This is a genomic window from Butyrivibrio sp. AC2005, from assembly GCF_000424145.1.
Taxonomy (GTDB): Bacteria; Bacillota; Clostridia; order Lachnospirales; family Lachnospiraceae; genus Butyrivibrio.
The window spans coordinates 1-18,830 of sequence record NZ_AUJI01000028.1 but is presented as its reverse complement, the minus strand read 5'-3'; the positions used below and the strand labels follow the sequence as shown (position 1 = coordinate 18,830).

The window sequence follows — 18,830 nt, the reverse complement described above, 5'->3', positions numbered from 1 at the left end:
TTACTCCGGAATGACTATTGTTACAACAGTTCCGCTGCCATTTCGCGGTTCAATATCGAGAGTTCCGTTACACATTGCTTTTATACGGTTACGTACATTGTTTAGACCGATGTGCTCAGAACCGGTGCTTTCTTCTGCAGTAGAATCCTCTTTTTCAGAATAATTTACGCCGTCATTTTCAACAACAATCCTGATGGTTCCATTTTCGTGCTCTGTCTTTATAAAAATATTGAGACTATCAGACTCAGGATCAAGACCATGCTTTACAGCGTTTTCCACGATGGGCTCCAGGGTAAGAGGCGGGAGACGGAAAGAAGTATAAGCAGTATCACATTTCACATTTATCATGCCCTCATACCGAACTTTGGCTACCTCAAGATATGCCTTTGTGTGAAGAAGCTCTTCCTCAAAGGGAATGGGTTCCTGCTTAGTTATTGCGTGGAAATTCTTTTGCAGGTAGGTCGTAAAATTACCTATCAGTGTCTTGGCCTTCTCGGGATCGATATCACACAGATAATAGATGTTCGAGAGTGTATTATATATAAAGTGCGGCCTCATCTGCAGAGTTGTGATAAGCAGTCTTTGTTCTGCAATCTTTGAAGACTGCCTGATATTTTTTTCAATCTGATCGCTCATGATATTTGCAAACATGATCATGATGGAAACAGATGTACCAAGGACGATAATCAGAATTCCATAGAACAGCATCTGGAGGATCATGGAAAACAAAGGAATCAGAATATATAACCGTAGACTGAGGGATTCCTTTTGGGAAAAACGATCTCTATTGTACTGGAGAAATATCAGGTTAGCTATCATAAGCAGAACAGGCGGAACCAGAAGGACGGGGTAAATCGGTCCTCTGTAATATACATTTTCGTCTGTTATGTAATATATATAGTCTGTGAACTGTGTTGCCAAAAGAAGCAGGATATAGGTTCCCCATAAGATGCTGACAACATAGAAAAAAGTATGCGTTATTTTTTCACCAATAAGGTGTAGCATGTAGACTGCCAGAACAGGCATCAGTAGTGATGAAAAGAACGATTCGGAGAAAACGGCTGCCTTTGACAACAGGCGAAAGTCTCTGCCCAAAAATATAAGCGAGATCTGAGACGTGTAGTCAGATACTATATATGCGATGGTTATACCAAATACTATTGTGAAATATTTTTTTATCCAGCTTTCCATGAACTGGGCATGAATGGACAGAAGAAGTCCCATTACAGCTACGGTAAATCCCATAGATGCAATGCATAAATCCACTATATCAATCCAATTTATCTGATACATCATAGTGGCCTACTCCCTTTATAGGATATCTGAGTTTAGCAAGCTGACCGATAACGTCCCCTTTCGCTATAGGTTTGACTAAAAAACCACTCGCTGCTGTTTCCCACGCTTTTTGAGCATAATCAGGATAGCTTGTAAGGAAAATAACATTAGTATGAGGATTAATAGCCATAAGCTCCTTACATAATTCTATGCCACTGGTCTTACCAAGTTCAATATCTAAAAATGCGATATTAACAACATTTTGCTTTGCGTAGGCGATTACTTCGGAAGCCTTTGTAAAGCCGGTAATATTGGCATCAGGTATTGCTTCCTCCAGAATCGGAATAACTCCCTGCAATAATATCTTTTCATCATCCACAATGATGACTTCAAGTGAGGAACTGGTGGTACTTATAGAATCAATCAGAATTGACGGATCGACATTAAAAATATTAGCCATTCTGAGAATAAGAACCAGGTCAGGTCTGCGCCTGCCATTTTCCCAGTTGGCGACACTTGATCTGCTTACAAAAAGTTTATCAGCCAGTTGCTGCTGCGAAAGATTATTATTTGAACGAAGAGTTTTGATTGTCTCTCCTAAATTCAAGTCCATGTATAAATAACTCCTACCATAGTAATAACAAAATGCACTATCCCTATAAGTATAGTGATTTCGCGAAAATTTCTCTATGATGATGGTGAAAAAAGATGTTTCAATTTGAAACATAAGTTAATTTTAAACTATGGAATGGCAAAAAATTATATGTTAATAAAGCCTGCTAACAATACATTGAGATCGGGGATTATGTCTATTTAAGAAAAACTTTAGAAATTGTGACAGAACGTGACACTATTCATAACGCAGACTGGCATATAATTATTGGTGTAAGACAATTCCTTTTCGAGAGGAGGATATTATGAGTAGATTAAGTAAAATTCTTTTAGCATTGTTGTGTGGAATTATGGTAACAGGAGCGGGCTGCGGTAGTCAGGAGCCTCTCGTTGGAAGCGATGCTATACCTGAAGAATTAGCTACAACTACAGAAGTTAAGGAGAGTGAAACTGCAAAAGCTGCTTCGGTGGAGGATGCTGCAGGACTTCCTCAATATGAATATCCTGATAAAGCTTCTGTACTCTATGAAGTAAATAATTATCTTATAAGTAATGTTGCAAGTGAATATGAACCGGCTGATGTTTGTATTCCTGTTGTTACTGTAACTACTATGGATGATAGTAATGAGGCCGACATTGTTGTATACGGCGATTTCTATGTGTTCAATTATAACCTTAACGGAGATATTCTTGAATGTGTATCCAGTGGAGATTATCCCGGGGCGATGCATCTTAAGAAGACCGACACAGGCTATGAAGTTACTTCTTTTGATGTATGCAAAGATGGCAGCGACCATGATTCCAGTGCCAGGGAAATTTTCGGAGAGCATTATGATGATTTCATGAAGGTATTTGAAACTGTACAGGGAACCAGCAGAGATGAGCAAAGAAAGCCGATTATTTCTGAGTATGTTAAGAGTAATAACCTTTCTATCACCGCATACCAGGATTATGGCTGGGATCCGGTTAAGTTGGATTGATGCGCTATTACCGGTAGCGCGTTAAAGGCTGCCTCTATAAGAATATGTGATGCAAAAAGAACAAAGCAGGCAAAAATGTCTGTTTTGTTTTTTTTTATTCAATTTAGAAATTTATAATGCAACTTTATTTGTGCTTAATATTGTTATAAATAATTTCAGAAAATGTTGCGTAACGTGACATTTTTTTTCAAGTCGACTTATTTATAATTAAATGGAAGAGTTTCTATTTCTTATGATTGGAGGTGCTATTTTTATGAAACAATACTTTAAAATCGGTGCTGCCGCTATGGCACTGGCACTATCTGTCACGGTGGTTGCTCCTATAACGGCAAATGCGGAATCCTATTATAAATGGGAGATTGATGCAAATGGGAACCGTATTTATACCTATGTTAATGAAGACACAAAAGAGTCATTGTCTGAGAGAGATTATGATATTTTAAATCCCGGAGTGATTGATTCTGAGCTTAAAACAAAAACAATAACGACAAATTCATATCATGAAACCGCTGACTTTACGACAACTAAAGATGTAGCGAGATTTGAAAACTTCAAGTCAAAAAATAAGGATCTGCAGATTAAAATTATTAACAAGGTTGAAAAAAGGGATTTAGGGGAAGAACAATGTACCCCCGATTACATGTCTAAAGATGGACAAACCTGGTACTACAAAAATATCGATGGAAAGATTATAACCGTTAGTGCTTCCAGGGCTGCTACAGATATGCCTAAGGGAAATAATAGCTCATACTATGTGATTAGGTTATATACCACTAAGGCTGGAACATATAAGGTGAGCTATGATGCTATTCTTAAAAATGGCGGTAAAGTAAAAAAGACCTTCAAGGTTATTGCGAAGGAAGATGGAAATCCGATTAAGTCACTTACTTATGGCGGATTAGATGTGATGGCTTCAGCTTCAAAGGATAAAGATCCCGGGAACAGTGTTTGGGCAAAGGGATTTGGCTATGGTGTAACAACTAAGAAGTCAGGTGCTATAAAGGTTGTAATGAACCCGGATTTCAAGCTTAAAAAACTTGAGGTAGGTACACCATCCATAAGGTATTTGCCTGTAGATGAAACAACTCAGGAAATGGCGATGGCATATACAGATGCATACAGTTCTCTTGATAGATATTATCCTCCTAATGATCAGGACGCAAAGACAATATCCTGGAAAAAAGTAAAGAATGGTAAAAAAATAAAGCTTAGCACTGTGGATGAAGGAGATGTAAATAAATTATATCTTAAGGGTTGGGAGTTTGGTAAAAAGAGCGAAACAACATATACCTACATCAGAGTAACCTACTACGACAAGAAGAATAAAGAGACCAGACGAGCTGTATTTCCAATCCAATTAGTTCAGGAATAATTCTTATGAGAAAGGGGTTTTCATATGAGAGGATATCTTAAAAAACTAACAGTGTTAATGCTGGCATTTACGCTTGCCTTCGCACAGCCTGCTTCTTCGGTTGATGTCAATGCTAAAACAAAAACAGAGGCAAGTGCCAAGAATAAATCAAGTAAGAAAAGTAAGAAGACTTTAAGCTATGAAAAATATATAAAGAAGAATGGTGTTTACTATAAGAAAATGTCCGGGCAGTTAAAGTCAGGATATAAAGAGGGAAGGAAACAGTTTAAGAAGAATGACTGGAAACAGGCTGAGTATTCTCAGGATACACTTGTAGGAAAGCAGTGGTTTTTGGCTGATCACGTTGTTGCTTATAAGATGGACGGAGCACTTACTCCTGATCAGGCACAGAGAACCTTCAAGGCAGCTCAAAAGATTTACAAGAAAGCAAAAGGTAAAAAGGGCAAGTATAAGAAGGCTAAGGTTCTTCATGATGAACTTATAAAGACTGTGACTTATGGAAGTGGAGAGTACAGCGGACAGACAGCATACGAGGCGCTTGTAAACAAGCAGTCCGTATGTGCAGGATACGCACGGGCTTATAAGCTTCTTTGTGACCTTGCCGGTATCGAATGCTTCTGCGTATATGGTAATGCAGGCGGTGGCCTTGGTGGTGGTGGTGCTCACCAGTGGAACGTAATTAAGCTTGATGACGGTAAGTGGTATGAAGTAGATGTTACCTTTGATGATGGACTTACACAGGGGGGCAATATCTGTAGAGAATTCTTCTGCCTTACAACTGCTGAGATGTCAAATCTGACTACAAAATCAGGAACATCGTCCTATCATCAGAGGGGCGACCTTGGTAACGATGTTATTCGTTCACTCATGGCAGTTACACCTGAAGCTACCGGAACAAAATATTAATACCTGACAACGCCAAAAGCTCCGTTGGACCTCAAAATCCAACGGAGTTTTTCCAAGTGCTTAATCAGCTACAATGGTTACGGGGGTGACCGGATGAAAATCAAACAACTATCTGTACTTCTGATATCTGCAATTATGTGCTGCCTGCTTTCCGGCTATGACAATGTGGTGAACGATGAAATTGTCTCAAAGCCTGAAAATCCTGAAGAGCCTGAAGAGATAGAAGAGAATGTGTGGGATGGAGGGCCTGATTTTTCATCTCTGGCAGATGAGTTTTATGGACTGTCCTATAAAATGGATACTGAGGATATCCTTAATAAGTATGCCATTAATCTTGTGGACGGTGGGAAATATGCGGATTTTGAGGGCGATATAGGTGACGTGATACCGGAATATAAGGATAAGGATCTTGACGGCGACCATAAACCGGACGTGATAAAAAGAGAAGGAAAACACTACGTATTTGAATGTACCAGGAAAGGTACATTTACAACGGATGATTACTCTGCACTTCCGAATGAGGGAGAAGTGATAGAGTTCCAGGACTTAGGGAACAGAAATGTTTGCGAAATCCTTATAACGCATTACACCCTTGGAACCGGCGGTGTTACAGCATGGGATACTACTTTGTATACCAGTATGCCCGGAGAGTGGACTCCCTATCCTGTTATTGATAAGGAAGGAATCATCAATTCAAAAGAGCTGCAGGAAGCAATTGCAGAAAAGACAGGGCGGCCTTATGAAGCAAATTCGGTAAGGATAACAGGAGCAGAGCTTGATGGAGGAGTATGCCTGTTGCTGGACTTTGGCTCTAAGGAGGGGGCGCTTCAGACGACGGATTATATAGGAGCTTATCTCGGTGACTACGAGGAAGATTTTAAATCCTACGGCCTTTCAAAGAACACACTGAAAGCGGTATGGCCGCTGAAAACCACGGGAGAGACCATAGAGATGTCCAAAGAGCTTCAGCATGACGTTAACATTTTCCTGTCCAATTTCTCAGAGCAGAATTATGACTGCGCGGGCTATAATCCCGCAGAGTGGGCACATTTTACTCTGGTGTGGAAGCTTTTAAATGATCCCTCCGGTCTGAAATATGAGAATGGCCGCACCTGGATCGACCAGAGCAGCGTAAATAAGATACTAGGCAGGTATTTCGGGAGTAACCTTGAGGAAGGTGATTTCTTTGGTGTGGAAGCTGATAATCCATATAATGGCACCATAGAGATAAGCGAAGACAATACAGCCTGGTATACAGAGCCTTCAATAGACGGGGAGACCTATCTTGGGAACGCATTTACTGTGGTGACTGACCTTCAGAGAATACCCGGTGACAATTATGATTTTTTGCGGGCAGAATTCATCATATATGCCGTGAACGATTTGGAATACGAAGATTATGGGGTAAGTAATTCATACTATTCACTTACTGCAGCCGAAGCAGATAAGCTTGTCGGGGAGGGGCGAATAATACCAAAAGGAACGGGCTTAGCAATTATAGATGATGTGGTATCAAAGGGCTATGATGTCAACTACTGGCTTGACTACTATAACGTTTCTGAATAAATATATGGAATATGACAATCTTCCGATAAAGGCTTACTTATATCCGCTGGAAGAGATTGAAACGATCCATGACCTATCGAACAAGGTTCCTGCTGTCGGTGGAAAAGCAGCTGTATGTCCTGATGATGGATACACATTGCTTGAAATTACCGGGGAGTAATTTTGTTAGAATAAATTTTACAAAATGCATTTGACAGATACCCCACCAGGGTATATATTGTAGAAAAAGCAATATACCCTGGCGGGGTATTTATATTGGAGGAAATATATGTCTGAGAACGAGAACAATATGGAAGAAATGAATGGCTGCTGTCCGCATTGCTCCGGCAAACATAAAGACAGAGACGATAAGGAAAAAAGAGATTTGATGAACCGGCTTAAAAGGATAGAAGGTCAGGTGCGAGGAGTAGAAGGAATGCTTGAAAACAATGCATACTGCACCGATATCCTGGTGCAGGTATCTGCAATCACCTGTGCTCTAAACAGCTTTAATAAGGTACTTTTGGCTAATCATATGAGAACCTGTGTGGCAGATAATATCCGCGAAGGTAATGATGAGATTATTGACGAGCTTGTGGCTACGCTGCAGAAGCTTATGAAGTAGGTGAAAAATGGAACAATATAACGTAACAGGAATGAGCTGCGCTGCATGCCAGGCCAGAGTCGAGAAGGCAGTAAACGCCATAGACGGTGTTGACAGCTGTGCTGTAAGTCTTCTCACGAACTCCATGGGCGTTGAGGGAAGCGCATCTCCGGAAGAAATAATTAAGGCTGTAGAGTCGGCAGGATACGGCGCAAGTCTAAAGAATGCAAATAAGGTAAGTAACACGGCAGGAGGCTATGAGGATTCGCTGAAAGATACGGAAACACCGGTACTGAAAAAAAGGCTGATAGCTTCAGTCATTCTGCTGATTCCCCTTATGTATGTTTCAATGGGGCATATGTTATGGAACTGGCCGCTACCTGCCTTTCTTGATGGTAACCATGTGGCAATGGGATTATATCAGCTGCTGATTGCGGGATTTATCATGGTGATAAATCAGAAGTTTTTTGTCAGTGGATTTAAGGGACTTATTCACAGGGCTCCTAATATGGATACGCTGGTAGCGCTTGGAGCTACAGCTTCCTATGCATACAGCATATATGCTCTTTTTGCCATGTCCGGTGCTGTGATGGATGGAAACCGGGATCAGGTCATGTACTACATGGATCAATTCTATTTTGAGTCAGCCGCAACTATCCTGACACTGATTACGGTAGGAAAAACCCTTGAGGCGAGATCAAAAGGAAAAACCACAGATGCACTGAAAGCACTCATGAAGCTTGCTCCTAAGACCGCTGTCATTCTGGAAGGTGATACAGAGAAAACTGTCCCGATAGAGGAGGTTAAGGTTGGAGACAGATTTGTTGTAAGACCCGGAGACAGTATACCCGTAGATGGTATTGTAAAAGAGGGCGAGAGTGCAGTTAATGAATCAGCACTTACAGGAGAAAGCGTACCTGTAGAAAAACAGGCAGGAGATAAGGTATCAGCTGCAACCATCAATACTTCGGGATATATGGTATGTGAAGCTACCAGGGTTGGTGAGGATACAACTCTTGCAGGAATTATACGAATGGTTAGCGATGCTGCGGCAACCAAGGCACCGATTGCCAAGATTGCCGACAGAGTATCGGGAGTGTTTGTGCCGGTGGTCATCGGTATTGCATTTGTCACTTTTATAGTGTGGTTACTGGCAGGGCAAACCTTCGGATATGCCATAGCAAGAGCTGTATCAGTTCTGGTAATAAGCTGCCCCTGCGCTTTGGGACTTGCAACCCCCGTGGCGATAATGGTTGGAAACGGTGTTGGTGCCAAGAGCGGAATTCTGTTTAAGACTGCAGCAGTGCAGGAGCTTACAGGGAAAACGCAGATAGTTGCGCTTGATAAGACAGGAACAATAACGACAGGTGTTATGCGTGTTACCGATGTTATTCCTACAGACGGTATCAGTGAAAATGAACTGCTGGCGGCTGCATATGCACTGGAATCAAAAAGCGAGCACCCTATTTCAAAAGCAATCATTGATTATGCAAAAGAGCATAATATAGGGCTTATTGAGACAACAGAGTTTGAAGTATTATCCGGAAACGGTCTAAGGGCAAAGCTTGACGGCACTTTTGTAGCAGGTGGAAATACAAGATTTATTACAGGTATTTTGGGAAGCCCTGATGCGTTAAACAGCAAAGCCATGGATAAACTGTCTGCGCAGGGCAAGACACCGGTTCTTTTCACAAAAGATAATAAACTTATCGGAATAATTGCGGTTGCTGATACCATAAAGGATGATACGCCGCAGGCGGTTAGTGAGCTTAAGAAAATGGGCATCCATGTTGTAATGCTGACCGGCGATAATGAGATCACGGCAAGAGCAATTGCGGAACAGGCAGGAGTAGATGAAGTAGTTGCAGGTGTACTCCCCGACGGAAAAGAAGCTGTTATCAGAAAGCTCATGGAGCATGGAAAAGTTGCAATGGTTGGCGATGGAATAAATGATGCTCCGGCACTTACGCGTGCGGATGTCGGAATTGCCATCGGAGCAGGAACAGATATCGCTATAGATGCAGCGGATGTCGTGCTTATGAAGAGCAGTATTCGCGATGTTGCAGCAGCCATAAGAATATCCAGAGCTACAATCAGGAATATTCATGAAAATCTTTTCTGGGCATTTTTCTACAATGTTATCGGCATTCCGCTTGCAGCAGGATGCTATGTTGCCGCTTTTGGCTGGACACTTAATCCTATGTTTGGGGCTGCGGCTATGGGGCTTTCAAGCTTTTGCGTAGTATCTAACGCCTTAAGGCTTAACTGGCTAAAAGTACATGATGGTTCAAAAGACAAGGCTGTAAGTAATCCGATTGACTATAAAGTCATACAGTCAGCAGATGCTCAGACTGATAATGATACAAATACAAATGATGAAAAAGAAAAGGAGAACAAAGAAATGAAGATTAAGGTAAACGGAATGATGTGCGCACACTGTGAGGCTCATGTAAAGAAGGCACTTGAGGCTATTGACGGAATTGAATCCGCTGTAGCATCACATGAGGAGAATATGGTAACTATTACAAATTCAAAGGATGTCGACGAGGCTCTTATCAGGGAAGCAGTTACAGAAGCAGGCTATGAGTACGCAGGAATTGCGTGATTTTTCAACAAAAAATATTTTGATATCTGCTATAATCGAAGGTGAATAGTAGTCCAATAGTGGTATTAGGTCGAATTGAGGGGGAAATAAATGAAAAGGAAAGCATTGTTTTCATGTCTGCTTATATCATTAGTACTATTATCGGGATGTTCGAAGGTAACATCAGCCTCCGGTAATTCAGGAAGCAACGGGGTGTTTGATGCTCCGGGTAAAGAGGTGGTGGATAATTCTGAGGAAGAACCTGCGGCAGACAAACCACAGGATGATTTGTCTGATGCTGCAGAAGCTCCTGAGATGAAGATGTCTCTTGCTAAGCGCCTGTGCGGTAAGTACAGCTGTAAAAACAGTGAAGGTGAGTACTATATTCTTGATATTTATGAGTTTGCTGACAATCTCTACGCGTATGTGGGGATTGCTAATGAGGATGAAAACTCTGAACATATCGAAGCATATACATTTTGGGGTGCTGAATTTATTCCTGATGATAAGGATGTAGCAAAAAATCAGAATGATGATGTCTTTACCTGCGATATGCTGGTATTTTCTATTATGTCCAATATGGGTAAATATCAGAGTGCTCCGCAACCCTGCAGACTTATGCTTACAGATGGTGGAATAGATTTTACGGGAGCTTTTTTCTCTGATAATGAGGAAACATTGCATTTTAATTTAGATGAGAAGGTTGAGGATGCATTTCCATATATGTTCAAGGATGATGCCGGATCCGGTAATCTTTCCGGGAAAATGATTGGATTTTGGAAAGAAAAGGATTCTGATAATCCGCTCTATGTAGAATTTGGCGAGAAGGGTATTCTCAGGCTTTACAGAGAGACTCCCGGAACAGAGGTGTTTTTTGCAGGCGGTGAGTACCACATGAACAGTGATGATTTGCTCAGCGGTACTTATAGCGTTCTTGGATCAGGCAGCATGCCGATGGAATATGAAGCACAGCTTGCTTTAGATGGAGATAGCTCCATAGAGCTGGATTTCATATGGGATAATTCTCTGGCAACAGATGGTGGAAGCCATATGATTCTTGAGAAAATCGACGAAAGTGATGTTCCTTTCGTAACTATTGATGAAGTAAGTAAAGTACTTACTGATAGTTATAATTACGATGCATATACTCTGCCAAACGACTATTATGACGAAGGTTTTTACGGCGTATGGATAGGTGCTTTTGAGGATCTGGAGGATGCACAGGCACTTGCTCAGGAAGTAGAGGATCAGGGCGCTGTGGCATCGGTTGTCTTTTCACAGGAATGGGAGAATCTGAGTAAGAAGCCTTATTATTGTGTGACCTACGATAAATTTGAGACAGAGTCATCGGCAGAAGGTGCTCTTGTTAATGCACAAACCTCAGGCTACAAAGAAGCATACATTAAGTTTTCCGGTAAAAGGGTAATGCATAGGATATATTACACAGTATATTCACATGACGTTATGGATTTTTCTAAGGACAAGGTCACGATTAGCGGTGTTCAGACCAGTTCACTCATGGGGGATGATGAAAAGGAGATGACCTTGATCATAGATGAGGAAACGGAATTTGATCCTTCCTGCAACATGAGCTTTTTCGGTAATTATGAGGAAGGTCAGTCTGTGCTTGAGTGGTTTCTTAAGAATGAAGAGCTTGCACAGACTGATTTTGACAGCTACGCAGATAAAGGTCCTGCCCTTATCGGAATGTTCGATGTAGCTGTAACAGGGGATCATATAGACAGATTTTACGGAAGTTACTGGTGGGATTAGCCAATTATTCAAAAAATGATCCTGCCGCCTCTGCGGCTGCATCAATCCTTGCTTCCTTATCTGATATGTAGTGTTTGGAAGTATCGATGGTACTGTGATGAAGGGCATCCTTGATTGCATAGATATCCTTGGTTTCTGCGTATACCTTTGTTGCGAAGGTTGCACGCATCTTATGAGGTGAAATGTTGTCGGGAAGCCCTGCTTTTTCGCAGTATTTTTCAAGCATTTTCTGTATGGCGTTTACGGACATACGGGTTCCTCTGGTTGAGATAAAAAGCGCATTTTCCCTTGAAGAACTCACCAATTGAGGTCTTGATTCTATCAGATATTCAGTTATTGCATTGTAAACGGGGGCTATAACACGTACTTTATCCTCGTCGCCGCCTTTTCTGACAATACGCAGATAACGCTTTTTTTCGTCAGTTTTGTCGATATCGGAAATGTTGAGCCCGACAAGCTCTGAAATACGCATGCCGGTTCCAAGGAGTGTCATCATTATTGCCAGATCTCTTGAAACCATGCGCTCATTGTATTTAACTGCATGCTCAGACATTTTATCCTGACTTTTGATAGCGTTTAAAAGCGCCGATACCTGAGAATCTGAAAGCTTTATTACATCATGTGCTTTAATCTTTGGGCCTTCTGTCAGAGCTGTCGGATTTTTAGTTATCATTTCATTGCCAATATAATATGTATACAGCGTCTTTAATACAGAAAGCTTCCTGCATTTTGCATTATTTGACAGTTCCTTGCCGTTTTCGGATTTTGCAATGTAGGATTCGATGTTATTCTGACGTAATTTCTCAAGATCGGCTACCTCAATGTGTTTTACCGAATCCTTTTTTGCAATTACCTGTACAAATCTAAGGAAAACGTTAATTTCATACATATAACCAAGAATTGTGTTTGTTGAACGTCCTTTGGCTACCATATGGTCATAGAAATATTCAACAAATTCCGGCATTTCATTTAAAAGCTCATTTATTTTCTCATTGTTCTTTATATCAAGCTGATCTCTGTATTCGTGGCTCATAATCATCCACCTCTGTAAACCATAGTGTATATCTGATTAAATGCTGTCGGATGTCCGTTTTTGTAATGGCGTGCAAATGTCAGATTAACCTAAAACAGTAAAATATACATATACGAGAAAGCTCACAACCATGGGCTTTCTTTTTTTTCACATTTTACATTACTCTCCATTTAGGTTAAATTTTTAAAGCTAAAAATCGTAAAAAGCCGTACCATTTAAGCTATTTTTGTAAAAAGCCGTAATTTTATAGATAAAAGTGTAAAAAGCCGAATATGAGTGCCAAGGATATAATTATGCCGATAATATTATCGTTATATAAACTTAATTTTATCGATAGGAGGTGCACTAAAAATGTATCGATACGAGGAACCTATTTTCAGGCTGAGAAGTTCAAGCTATGGCAGTAACTATTGGGTATTTCACAGCAGAAAACTTCGGAGAAGAGTAGCAGTATTTTCTAACCTTGAATATGAGAATATTCTTACTCTTGAGATGAATCCTGATGTGGAGTGGTACTGTGAATATCCTTTGGAAACTACTGTCTATATAGGAGGGAAGGAGTCAAAGGTTCTGTTCAATGCATGGGTAAAATATAAAGACGGAACAGAAGAATATCAAGGTGTTGCATATCTTTGCAGTTCTGATGATAGTAAGGATCATGTGAAGGTTGCCTGCCAGTCGGCGTGGTGCTTACAGAATGATGTCAATTTTGTATTCCGAAACGAAAAGAATATTGAAATAGGACCTTTCTATATCCGAAATATATCGCTTCTTGCAGCCAGGGCCAGAAGATTCACAGCTTGTGGATTAAATGCAGACAGGATCTTCCTAAGTTTTATCCAGGCAAAAAGGCATATATGTATCGGTGAACTTGAAAAGATGGGGCGCCTAGAAAAGTACAGAGCGCTGGATTATATTTCAGATCTGTACTATAGAGGATTGGTCACACTGAGCAATATGAATACAGACTGCATCTCTGCAGATACGGAGGTGATCTCCATTGGCTAATAAAAAATATAATATCGAAGAACTCCGCCAGGCAAGGAGCATGTGGACTGAACCGCTTATCAGTACTGTCCCTGAATCTAAAAGAAGTAGGTATATGCTAAATAAGCAGGCTGTAGATATGTACATAGATGGCGAATCTGTAAAAAAGATTACTGAAATGACAGGTATCCCCGGTTCGAGAATGGTATCGCTGATAGAAAGATGTCTTTCTTCAAATGATACAGGGAATATTCTTGGATATCACGGTCTTTTAACAGGAAGTAAACCCTTTAGAGAAACGAGATCAGGACATGGCAGAGAGTTTGATCAGCTTCTGGAGAAGTATCCTCAATTGAAAGAGTTCATAGTAGGGTGTTATTTTGGTGACAGGAAATATACGCTTGTCAGGAACATGAACATAACATCACTTCACAGGTTATTTCTTAAAGAATGCCGCAATCTTGGCATCACAGAGTGGCAGTACCCATTTACTACAGAAAACCGTGGATATGTCAGCATGTGTGCCTACGTCCATAAACTTGAAGCTGATAACATTTCTTTAAATGCCAGAAGATTTGATAAAAATACTGCCCAGAAGCTTGCGTCTACAGGGATTGGGCACAGGCTTACAGTCAATCCGGTGGCTCCTTTTGCTACAGTACAGATTGACGGCCACATCATAGATATCGAATATGTAATTGATGTACCCAATACAGACGGCACTGTTAGCAAGGTTGTTGCTACAAGGGCGTGGTTAATAGCCGTGATAGATATAGCAACAAGATGTATCCTTGGATATTCCCTTTCTCAGGAATTTAATTACGACCAGTATGATGTCATGGATGCTATTAAAAATGCCATCATACCGAAAACTCTGCTGGATCTGACCATCGAAGGACTTCAGTATCCATCTAATGGCGGTTTCTATTCAACCGCGTTTTCTGATTTCAAATATGCAGTCTTTGATTCAATAATGCTGGATAATGCAAAATCGCATCTGTCAGCATACACGGTAGGAAAACTTGTAGATGAGCTTGGCTGCTGCGTTAACTATGGATCTGTTGCAACTCCCGAAACAAGAGGAATTGTTGAAAGATTTTTCGGAACGCTAGAGTCCAGAGGATTCCATATGCTGCCATCAACAACCGGGTCAGATACCAAAGATCCTGTCAGAAAAAACCCTGAAAAAAATGCAATAAAATATGATGTCACATATGAACAGATGACTGAACTGATAGATGTTCTCATAGCTGAGTATAATAACACACCCCATAAAGGGGTAGATGGACTTTCACCCTTAGAGTGCATGAGCTGCAAACTGTTTCAAGCAGGGCTTTACCCATATGTGGCTGACGAAGATATGATCATATCAGTCATAGAACGTCTGAACATGAGGATGGACAAACGCACTGTCAGAGGTAGGGCAGCACATGGCAAACACGCATATATTCAGTTTATGGGTACTGAGTATCGTAGCAAGATACTCTCTGCCACTGAACACTACCTTGGACAGTCACTGACCATCCTTTATGACCCCAGGGATATTTCCAGTATTGAGGCATATGATCAGGATGGCAGATATATAGACACGCTTAAGGCAAGTGGGGAATTCGGTACAAAATCACATTCCGTCAGGACGAGAAAGAATGCCCTGAAGCTTGCCAGAGAGCGTGGGAGATCAAAACTAATATTTGATACACCGATAGATGCATATATATCAAGCCTTGATGTCAAAGGAAAGAAAAGCCGGAGAAACGCTACCAGGGCAGATATAGTCAGACGTGAGATTAGCAAGGGCATAGCAGCAGAACAGCAAAGTGATAATACATTTAACCTGGAGACTGTACGTAAAAAACAGGAAACTGGGGCTGTACTAAGATATGAAGATATTAAAGGTCTTTCACCGGAAGACCTTTATACGTTGATGTTCCAAAACAGAAAGGAGGGTTAATGCGTGTATTCTGCAAAAGAAGCTGTATCAGCTAATAATATATCAGAACAGTTCATATCACAGATGACTATCCGCTATCTTACTTCCCGTAAACTTGTATTTCCGACTAAGAGCATCCTTGATGAAGAACGGAGAATCAATTCATGGCTCGGCATAGGAGCTTGTGGGAGTATTACTTATGGAAGAGCCAGGATAGGCAAGACGGTGTGCATGAACTATGTAGCTGAATCCATAAGAAATCAATATGGGAGCCGTGAAATGGTCATTATATGGAATGTGACTGATCACCCCGAAACTGAGAGAAACTTCTATGCCTCGATACTTATGGCTATGGGCTATGAATGTCCCAGATACAGTACCGCACTAATACTAAAAGAACGAGTTCTTAATGAGCTTATATTACGTGCTCACGAGACCCCCTTTAAGAAAGCAGTCATGTTCATTGATGAAGCCTGGAAACTAAGGGAAAAGGATTTTTACTGGCTTATGGATTTATATAACAATCTTAGCGGAAAAGATATCCAGTTATCTGTGTTCATGTACGGGACAAGGGAACTTAAGGATCTTAAGCATTCCTTTAAACTTCAGGGCAAAGATCAGATAGTTGGACGTTTCATGATCAATGAAAGCCAGTTCTTTGGTATACAGGATCCCAAAGAGCTCCAGTTCTGCATGGCTTCGGTAGATAAACTTCATGTTTGCATTACAGACTATGAAATATTATCGGATGGACTTGTGGATTTTTATTTTCCTTACGCAGATGGTAAGACCTTTTTTGATATCAGCAATGACTTCTGGGAAGCATTTCAGAGTGTAAGGATCCAAAAGAGGATTGCGGCAGAAGATATTCCCATGAAATATTTCATAGATTCACTGGTGATCTGCCTCAATAAGCATGGAAAACTGGGAAGCAGTCCAATTGCATTCCCTACGAGAAAGGAACTTGAAAGTTGTGTAGCGCTTTCGGGCTATGGTGAATCAGATGATGAATACACTAAATAAAGAGGATTTACTTTTTTCCAGAAAATACAGATGGGATAAAAAATGGGTGAGACCTTATGAATCCATATTCAGCATTCTTGCAAACTTTTGCAGGGTCAACATATGTTCAAGTAAACATGCGCTCAAAATGCTTGGAGCTGAAGCGACCAACGAGAAGAAATATATAGAAGGATTTCAGATGGATGGACATTGCAGAAACAGTTTAGAAACAATCGAGTGCCTTAATAAAATTTTGCCCCAGTGGTATATAGACAAAATGGAAATCTTTGCGCATATGGATTATAACACTGCAAGATCTTATTTTGGTACATATCATATGCGAATATGCCCCAAATGCCTGAAAGATGGATATCATAGCATAATCCATCAGTTCCATTATGTAAAGACCTGCCCTTTCCACCCGGGAACAGGGACGGATGGGAGATTTGTTTTTGAACATAATTTTTATCACGCTGAAGGAATCAGATGCAGTCCGTATGATAAAGGGACAGGATTTAATGCTTATTTATTACCCCTTCCTTGTTGCAGGACTAATCCAAATGACTTTTATGATACAGATGTGATCAATAGATCTTTTGAAAAATATGGGAAAGTGTACACTTCAAATATAAGTTATCTTTATTCACCTATTCTTTCTAAAGAAGCAGATAAAACGCCTATAATATCGAAAATGTATGTTGATCGACGCCCGGAAACATATGATTGTTTTCAAGCGGGTTTCTTCACGTGGTTTAATCAGCAGAATGTAGTATATAACCCATTTGAGCGCATAAAGAAGTTCTTCCGTATTATGCCTGCAGAGTATGACTCTTATGATATGGTTGACTGCTTTTTATTCGCAAAATATATGTCTATCATAGGCAAGGGCATTTTCTCACTGTCAGAAAACGATGTTAACACCTTACATTACGTGGACAGTATCCGTGATTCGGATATGACACTGCTCGCAATATGCTTCACATGGATAATGCAGGGCTTCGAAGAGCCCGGTGATGCTATCAGCGCAGCCTGCCTTGGACACAACATCCGGCCTGTAATGCAAAGAAATTTACGGTCATATACTCTGGAAGATGTTACTTGTGTAGGTGGGATACGTTTTTACGAAATTGGCGAATCTGAAGCAGATAAAGTTTATCTTAAACTTTTCATCATGTCAGATATGATAGATGACCTATGGATCCAGTTCAAGAAATCAGCAACGTCTACAGGCGGAGTATATATATCTGATCCATGGAACACACTAATAATCCCGACATATCAGGTATTGTATCTGAAACATGAAGATATGTATGAAATAAGGAAATGCTAGCTGTTACTCTGTTGGAATTGACGAGGTAGGGCTAAAGTGTTATATTGTAACTAGAAAATAGTTGCAAGAGGAATTACTGTGCCAAAGAAATCAAAATTACTAGAAAAAATACTGTCCAAACCCGCACCGACAAGTTTTACAATAAGAGAACTGGACGCACTTATGAAGCAATGTGGCTGCGAAAAGTTCGAGGGCGGAAGAGGATCAGGAATAGGCTATTATCATGTTGAAACCAAGCGCATCCTTCAATTTGACGGTCCACACCCAGGCAATGAGCTGTACAGGTATCATGTAAAGATGGTCATAGCATTTCTTAAGGAAGTAGGTGAGATAGAATGATAAGTTCACTGATGGAATACAACGGATATCATGCAAAGGTAGAATTTGACCAGGAAGATCAGATTTTTATCGGTCATGTTCTCGGAATCAATGATTCTCTGAACTTTCATGGAGAATCGGTAAAAGAGCTTTCCCAGTCAATGCATGACTGTATAGATAATTACCTGGATTACTGCAAAAAGATTGGTAAAGAGCCTGAGCGTGAGTTTAAAGGCTCCTTCAATGTCCGTATTAAACCCGAACAGCACAAGAAAATTGCATTATATGCTGCCAATGAAGGAATCACAATAAACCAGTTTGTATCCAGAGCTATTGATGATGAACTGGACATCCTAGAAGGTTAGCCCAAAGACGCAATATTTTTGTTAATTCGCCGATTCGAGAACTGATAACTAAAGATGGATTTTATAATGGAAAGGCCTTGATGACAAGGCTTTTCTTTATTTGTTTCAACTATTAAAAAATAAGGGTATGAAACCTTTTCTGAGCAAATTAGATATGATGAGTTTAAAAAAGTTGTGGAGAAAATTAGGACATTATAATCTGTAGAAGTGATTC

At 40.5% G+C, this 18,830-nt stretch carries 17 protein-coding genes; 14 read left to right on the top strand and 3 right to left on the bottom strand.

The features are described from left to right. Positions 1 to 1,296, bottom strand: coding sequence for a sensor histidine kinase (locus G602_RS0107975; RefSeq protein WP_026658530.1), 1,296 nt, complete (start codon positions 1,294 to 1,296; stop codon positions 1 to 3). Beyond that, on the bottom strand, positions 1,271 to 1,888 hold the full coding sequence (locus tag G602_RS28765) for a response regulator (RefSeq protein ID WP_049945127.1): 618 nt from the start codon (positions 1,886 to 1,888) through the stop codon (positions 1,271 to 1,273). The genes G602_RS0107975 and G602_RS28765 overlap by 26 nt, the downstream gene beginning before the upstream one ends. 304 nt (positions 1,889 to 2,192) lie before the next feature. Here G602_RS28765 and G602_RS0107965 point away from each other — a divergent pair, with 304 nt between their 5' ends. From G602_RS0107965 to G602_RS0107930, 8 genes are all read left to right on the top strand, one after another. Further along, entirely contained in the window at positions 2,193 to 2,867 is a 675-nt protein-coding gene (locus G602_RS0107965; protein WP_026658529.1) for a hypothetical protein, read from the top strand. 253 nt (positions 2,868 to 3,120) lie between these two features. Then, entirely contained in the window at positions 3,121 to 4,239 is a 1,119-nt protein-coding gene (locus G602_RS0107960; RefSeq protein WP_026658528.1) for a hypothetical protein, read from the top strand. Positions 4,240 to 4,263: 24 nt separating this feature from the next. After that, on the top strand, positions 4,264 to 5,145 hold the full coding sequence (locus G602_RS28760; protein WP_026658527.1) for a transglutaminase domain-containing protein: 882 nt from the start codon (positions 4,264 to 4,266) through the stop codon (positions 5,143 to 5,145). A gap of 93 nt (positions 5,146 to 5,238) precedes the next feature. Next, positions 5,239 to 6,711, top strand: a complete 1,473-nt coding sequence (locus G602_RS0107950) for a hypothetical protein (protein ID WP_026658526.1) — start codon at positions 5,239 to 5,241, stop codon at positions 6,709 to 6,711. Positions 6,712 to 6,715: 4 nt separating this feature from the next. Next, positions 6,716 to 6,871: a hypothetical protein gene (locus G602_RS30240; protein WP_155829733.1), complete on the top strand. Its 156-nt coding sequence runs from the start codon at positions 6,716 to 6,718 to the stop codon at positions 6,869 to 6,871. Between the two features lie 129 nt (positions 6,872 to 7,000). Next, the gene (locus tag G602_RS0107940; RefSeq protein ID WP_196808621.1) at positions 7,001 to 7,315 is read left to right on the top strand and encodes a metal-sensing transcriptional repressor; all 315 of its coding nucleotides are present in this window, start codon (positions 7,001 to 7,003) and stop codon (positions 7,313 to 7,315) included. Between the two features lie 7 nt (positions 7,316 to 7,322). Continuing rightward, entirely contained in the window at positions 7,323 to 9,899 is a 2,577-nt protein-coding gene (locus G602_RS0107935) for a heavy metal translocating P-type ATPase (RefSeq protein WP_026658524.1), read from the top strand. 90 nt (positions 9,900 to 9,989) lie between these two features. Beyond that, entirely contained in the window at positions 9,990 to 11,651 is a 1,662-nt protein-coding gene (locus G602_RS0107930) for an SPOR domain-containing protein (protein WP_026658522.1), read from the top strand. Between the two features lie 4 nt (positions 11,652 to 11,655). Here the strand turns inward: G602_RS0107930 and G602_RS0107925 are convergent, their stop codons facing one another. After that, positions 11,656 to 12,684 (bottom strand): tyrosine-type recombinase/integrase, encoded by a 1,029-nt coding sequence (locus G602_RS0107925; protein WP_026658521.1) that lies wholly within the window; start codon positions 12,682 to 12,684, stop codon positions 11,656 to 11,658. A gap of 351 nt (positions 12,685 to 13,035) precedes the next feature. Here G602_RS0107925 and G602_RS28755 point away from each other — a divergent pair, with 351 nt between their 5' ends. From G602_RS28755 to G602_RS0107895, 6 genes are all read left to right on the top strand, one after another. Then, positions 13,036 to 13,692, top strand: coding sequence for a hypothetical protein (locus G602_RS28755; RefSeq protein WP_022766337.1), 657 nt, complete (start codon positions 13,036 to 13,038; stop codon positions 13,690 to 13,692). Next, positions 13,685 to 15,622, top strand: coding sequence for a Mu transposase C-terminal domain-containing protein (locus tag G602_RS0107915; protein WP_024864881.1), 1,938 nt, complete (start codon positions 13,685 to 13,687; stop codon positions 15,620 to 15,622). The genes G602_RS28755 and G602_RS0107915 overlap by 8 nt, the downstream gene beginning before the upstream one ends. A gap of 3 nt (positions 15,623 to 15,625) precedes the next feature. Next, a complete protein-coding gene (locus G602_RS0107910) occupies positions 15,626 to 16,624 on the top strand; it encodes an ATP-binding protein (RefSeq protein ID WP_022766335.1) in 999 nt (332 codons plus the stop codon). Further along, positions 16,605 to 17,933, top strand: coding sequence for a hypothetical protein (locus tag G602_RS0107905; RefSeq protein ID WP_155829732.1), 1,329 nt, complete (start codon positions 16,605 to 16,607; stop codon positions 17,931 to 17,933). The genes G602_RS0107910 and G602_RS0107905 overlap by 20 nt, the downstream gene beginning before the upstream one ends. Positions 17,934 to 18,011: 78 nt before the next feature. Further along, positions 18,012 to 18,272 (top strand): type II toxin-antitoxin system HicA family toxin, encoded by a 261-nt coding sequence (locus tag G602_RS0107900; protein WP_013282470.1) that lies wholly within the window; start codon positions 18,012 to 18,014, stop codon positions 18,270 to 18,272. Beyond that, complete coding sequence (locus G602_RS0107895) at positions 18,269 to 18,616, top strand: type II toxin-antitoxin system HicB family antitoxin (RefSeq protein ID WP_022766333.1); 348 nt, start codon at positions 18,269 to 18,271, stop codon at positions 18,614 to 18,616. The genes G602_RS0107900 and G602_RS0107895 overlap by 4 nt, the downstream gene beginning before the upstream one ends. The last annotated feature ends 214 nt before the right edge of the window (positions 18,617 to 18,830 follow it).

Bases quoted from the DNA above. Each gene is read 5' to 3' on its own strand.
- G602_RS28760 (WP_026658527.1), top strand. From the start codon at position 4,264: ATGAGAGGATATCTTAAAAAACTAACAGTGTTAATGCTGGCATTTACG.
- G602_RS0107895 (WP_022766333.1), top strand. From the start codon at position 18,269: ATGATAAGTTCACTGATGGAATACAACGGATATCATGCAAAGGTAGAA.
- G602_RS0107965 (WP_026658529.1), top strand. From the start codon at position 2,193: ATGAGTAGATTAAGTAAAATTCTTTTAGCATTGTTGTGTGGAATTATG.
- G602_RS0107925 (WP_026658521.1), bottom strand. From the start codon at position 12,684: ATGAGCCACGAATACAGAGATCAGCTTGATATAAAGAACAATGAGAAA.
- G602_RS0107975 (WP_026658530.1), bottom strand. From the start codon at position 1,296: ATGATGTATCAGATAAATTGGATTGATATAGTGGATTTATGCATTGCA.
- G602_RS0107960 (WP_026658528.1), top strand. From the start codon at position 3,121: ATGAAACAATACTTTAAAATCGGTGCTGCCGCTATGGCACTGGCACTA.
- G602_RS0107940 (WP_196808621.1), top strand. From the start codon at position 7,001: ATGGAAGAAATGAATGGCTGCTGTCCGCATTGCTCCGGCAAACATAAA.
- G602_RS0107930 (WP_026658522.1), top strand. From the start codon at position 9,990: ATGAAAAGGAAAGCATTGTTTTCATGTCTGCTTATATCATTAGTACTA.
- G602_RS0107950 (WP_026658526.1), top strand. From the start codon at position 5,239: ATGAAAATCAAACAACTATCTGTACTTCTGATATCTGCAATTATGTGC.
- G602_RS28765 (WP_049945127.1), bottom strand. From the start codon at position 1,888: ATGGACTTGAATTTAGGAGAGACAATCAAAACTCTTCGTTCAAATAAT.
- G602_RS0107935 (WP_026658524.1), top strand. From the start codon at position 7,323: ATGGAACAATATAACGTAACAGGAATGAGCTGCGCTGCATGCCAGGCC.
- G602_RS0107905 (WP_155829732.1), top strand. From the start codon at position 16,605: ATGATGAATACACTAAATAAAGAGGATTTACTTTTTTCCAGAAAATAC.
- G602_RS30240 (WP_155829733.1), top strand. From the start codon at position 6,716: ATGGAATATGACAATCTTCCGATAAAGGCTTACTTATATCCGCTGGAA.
- G602_RS28755 (WP_022766337.1), top strand. From the start codon at position 13,036: ATGTATCGATACGAGGAACCTATTTTCAGGCTGAGAAGTTCAAGCTAT.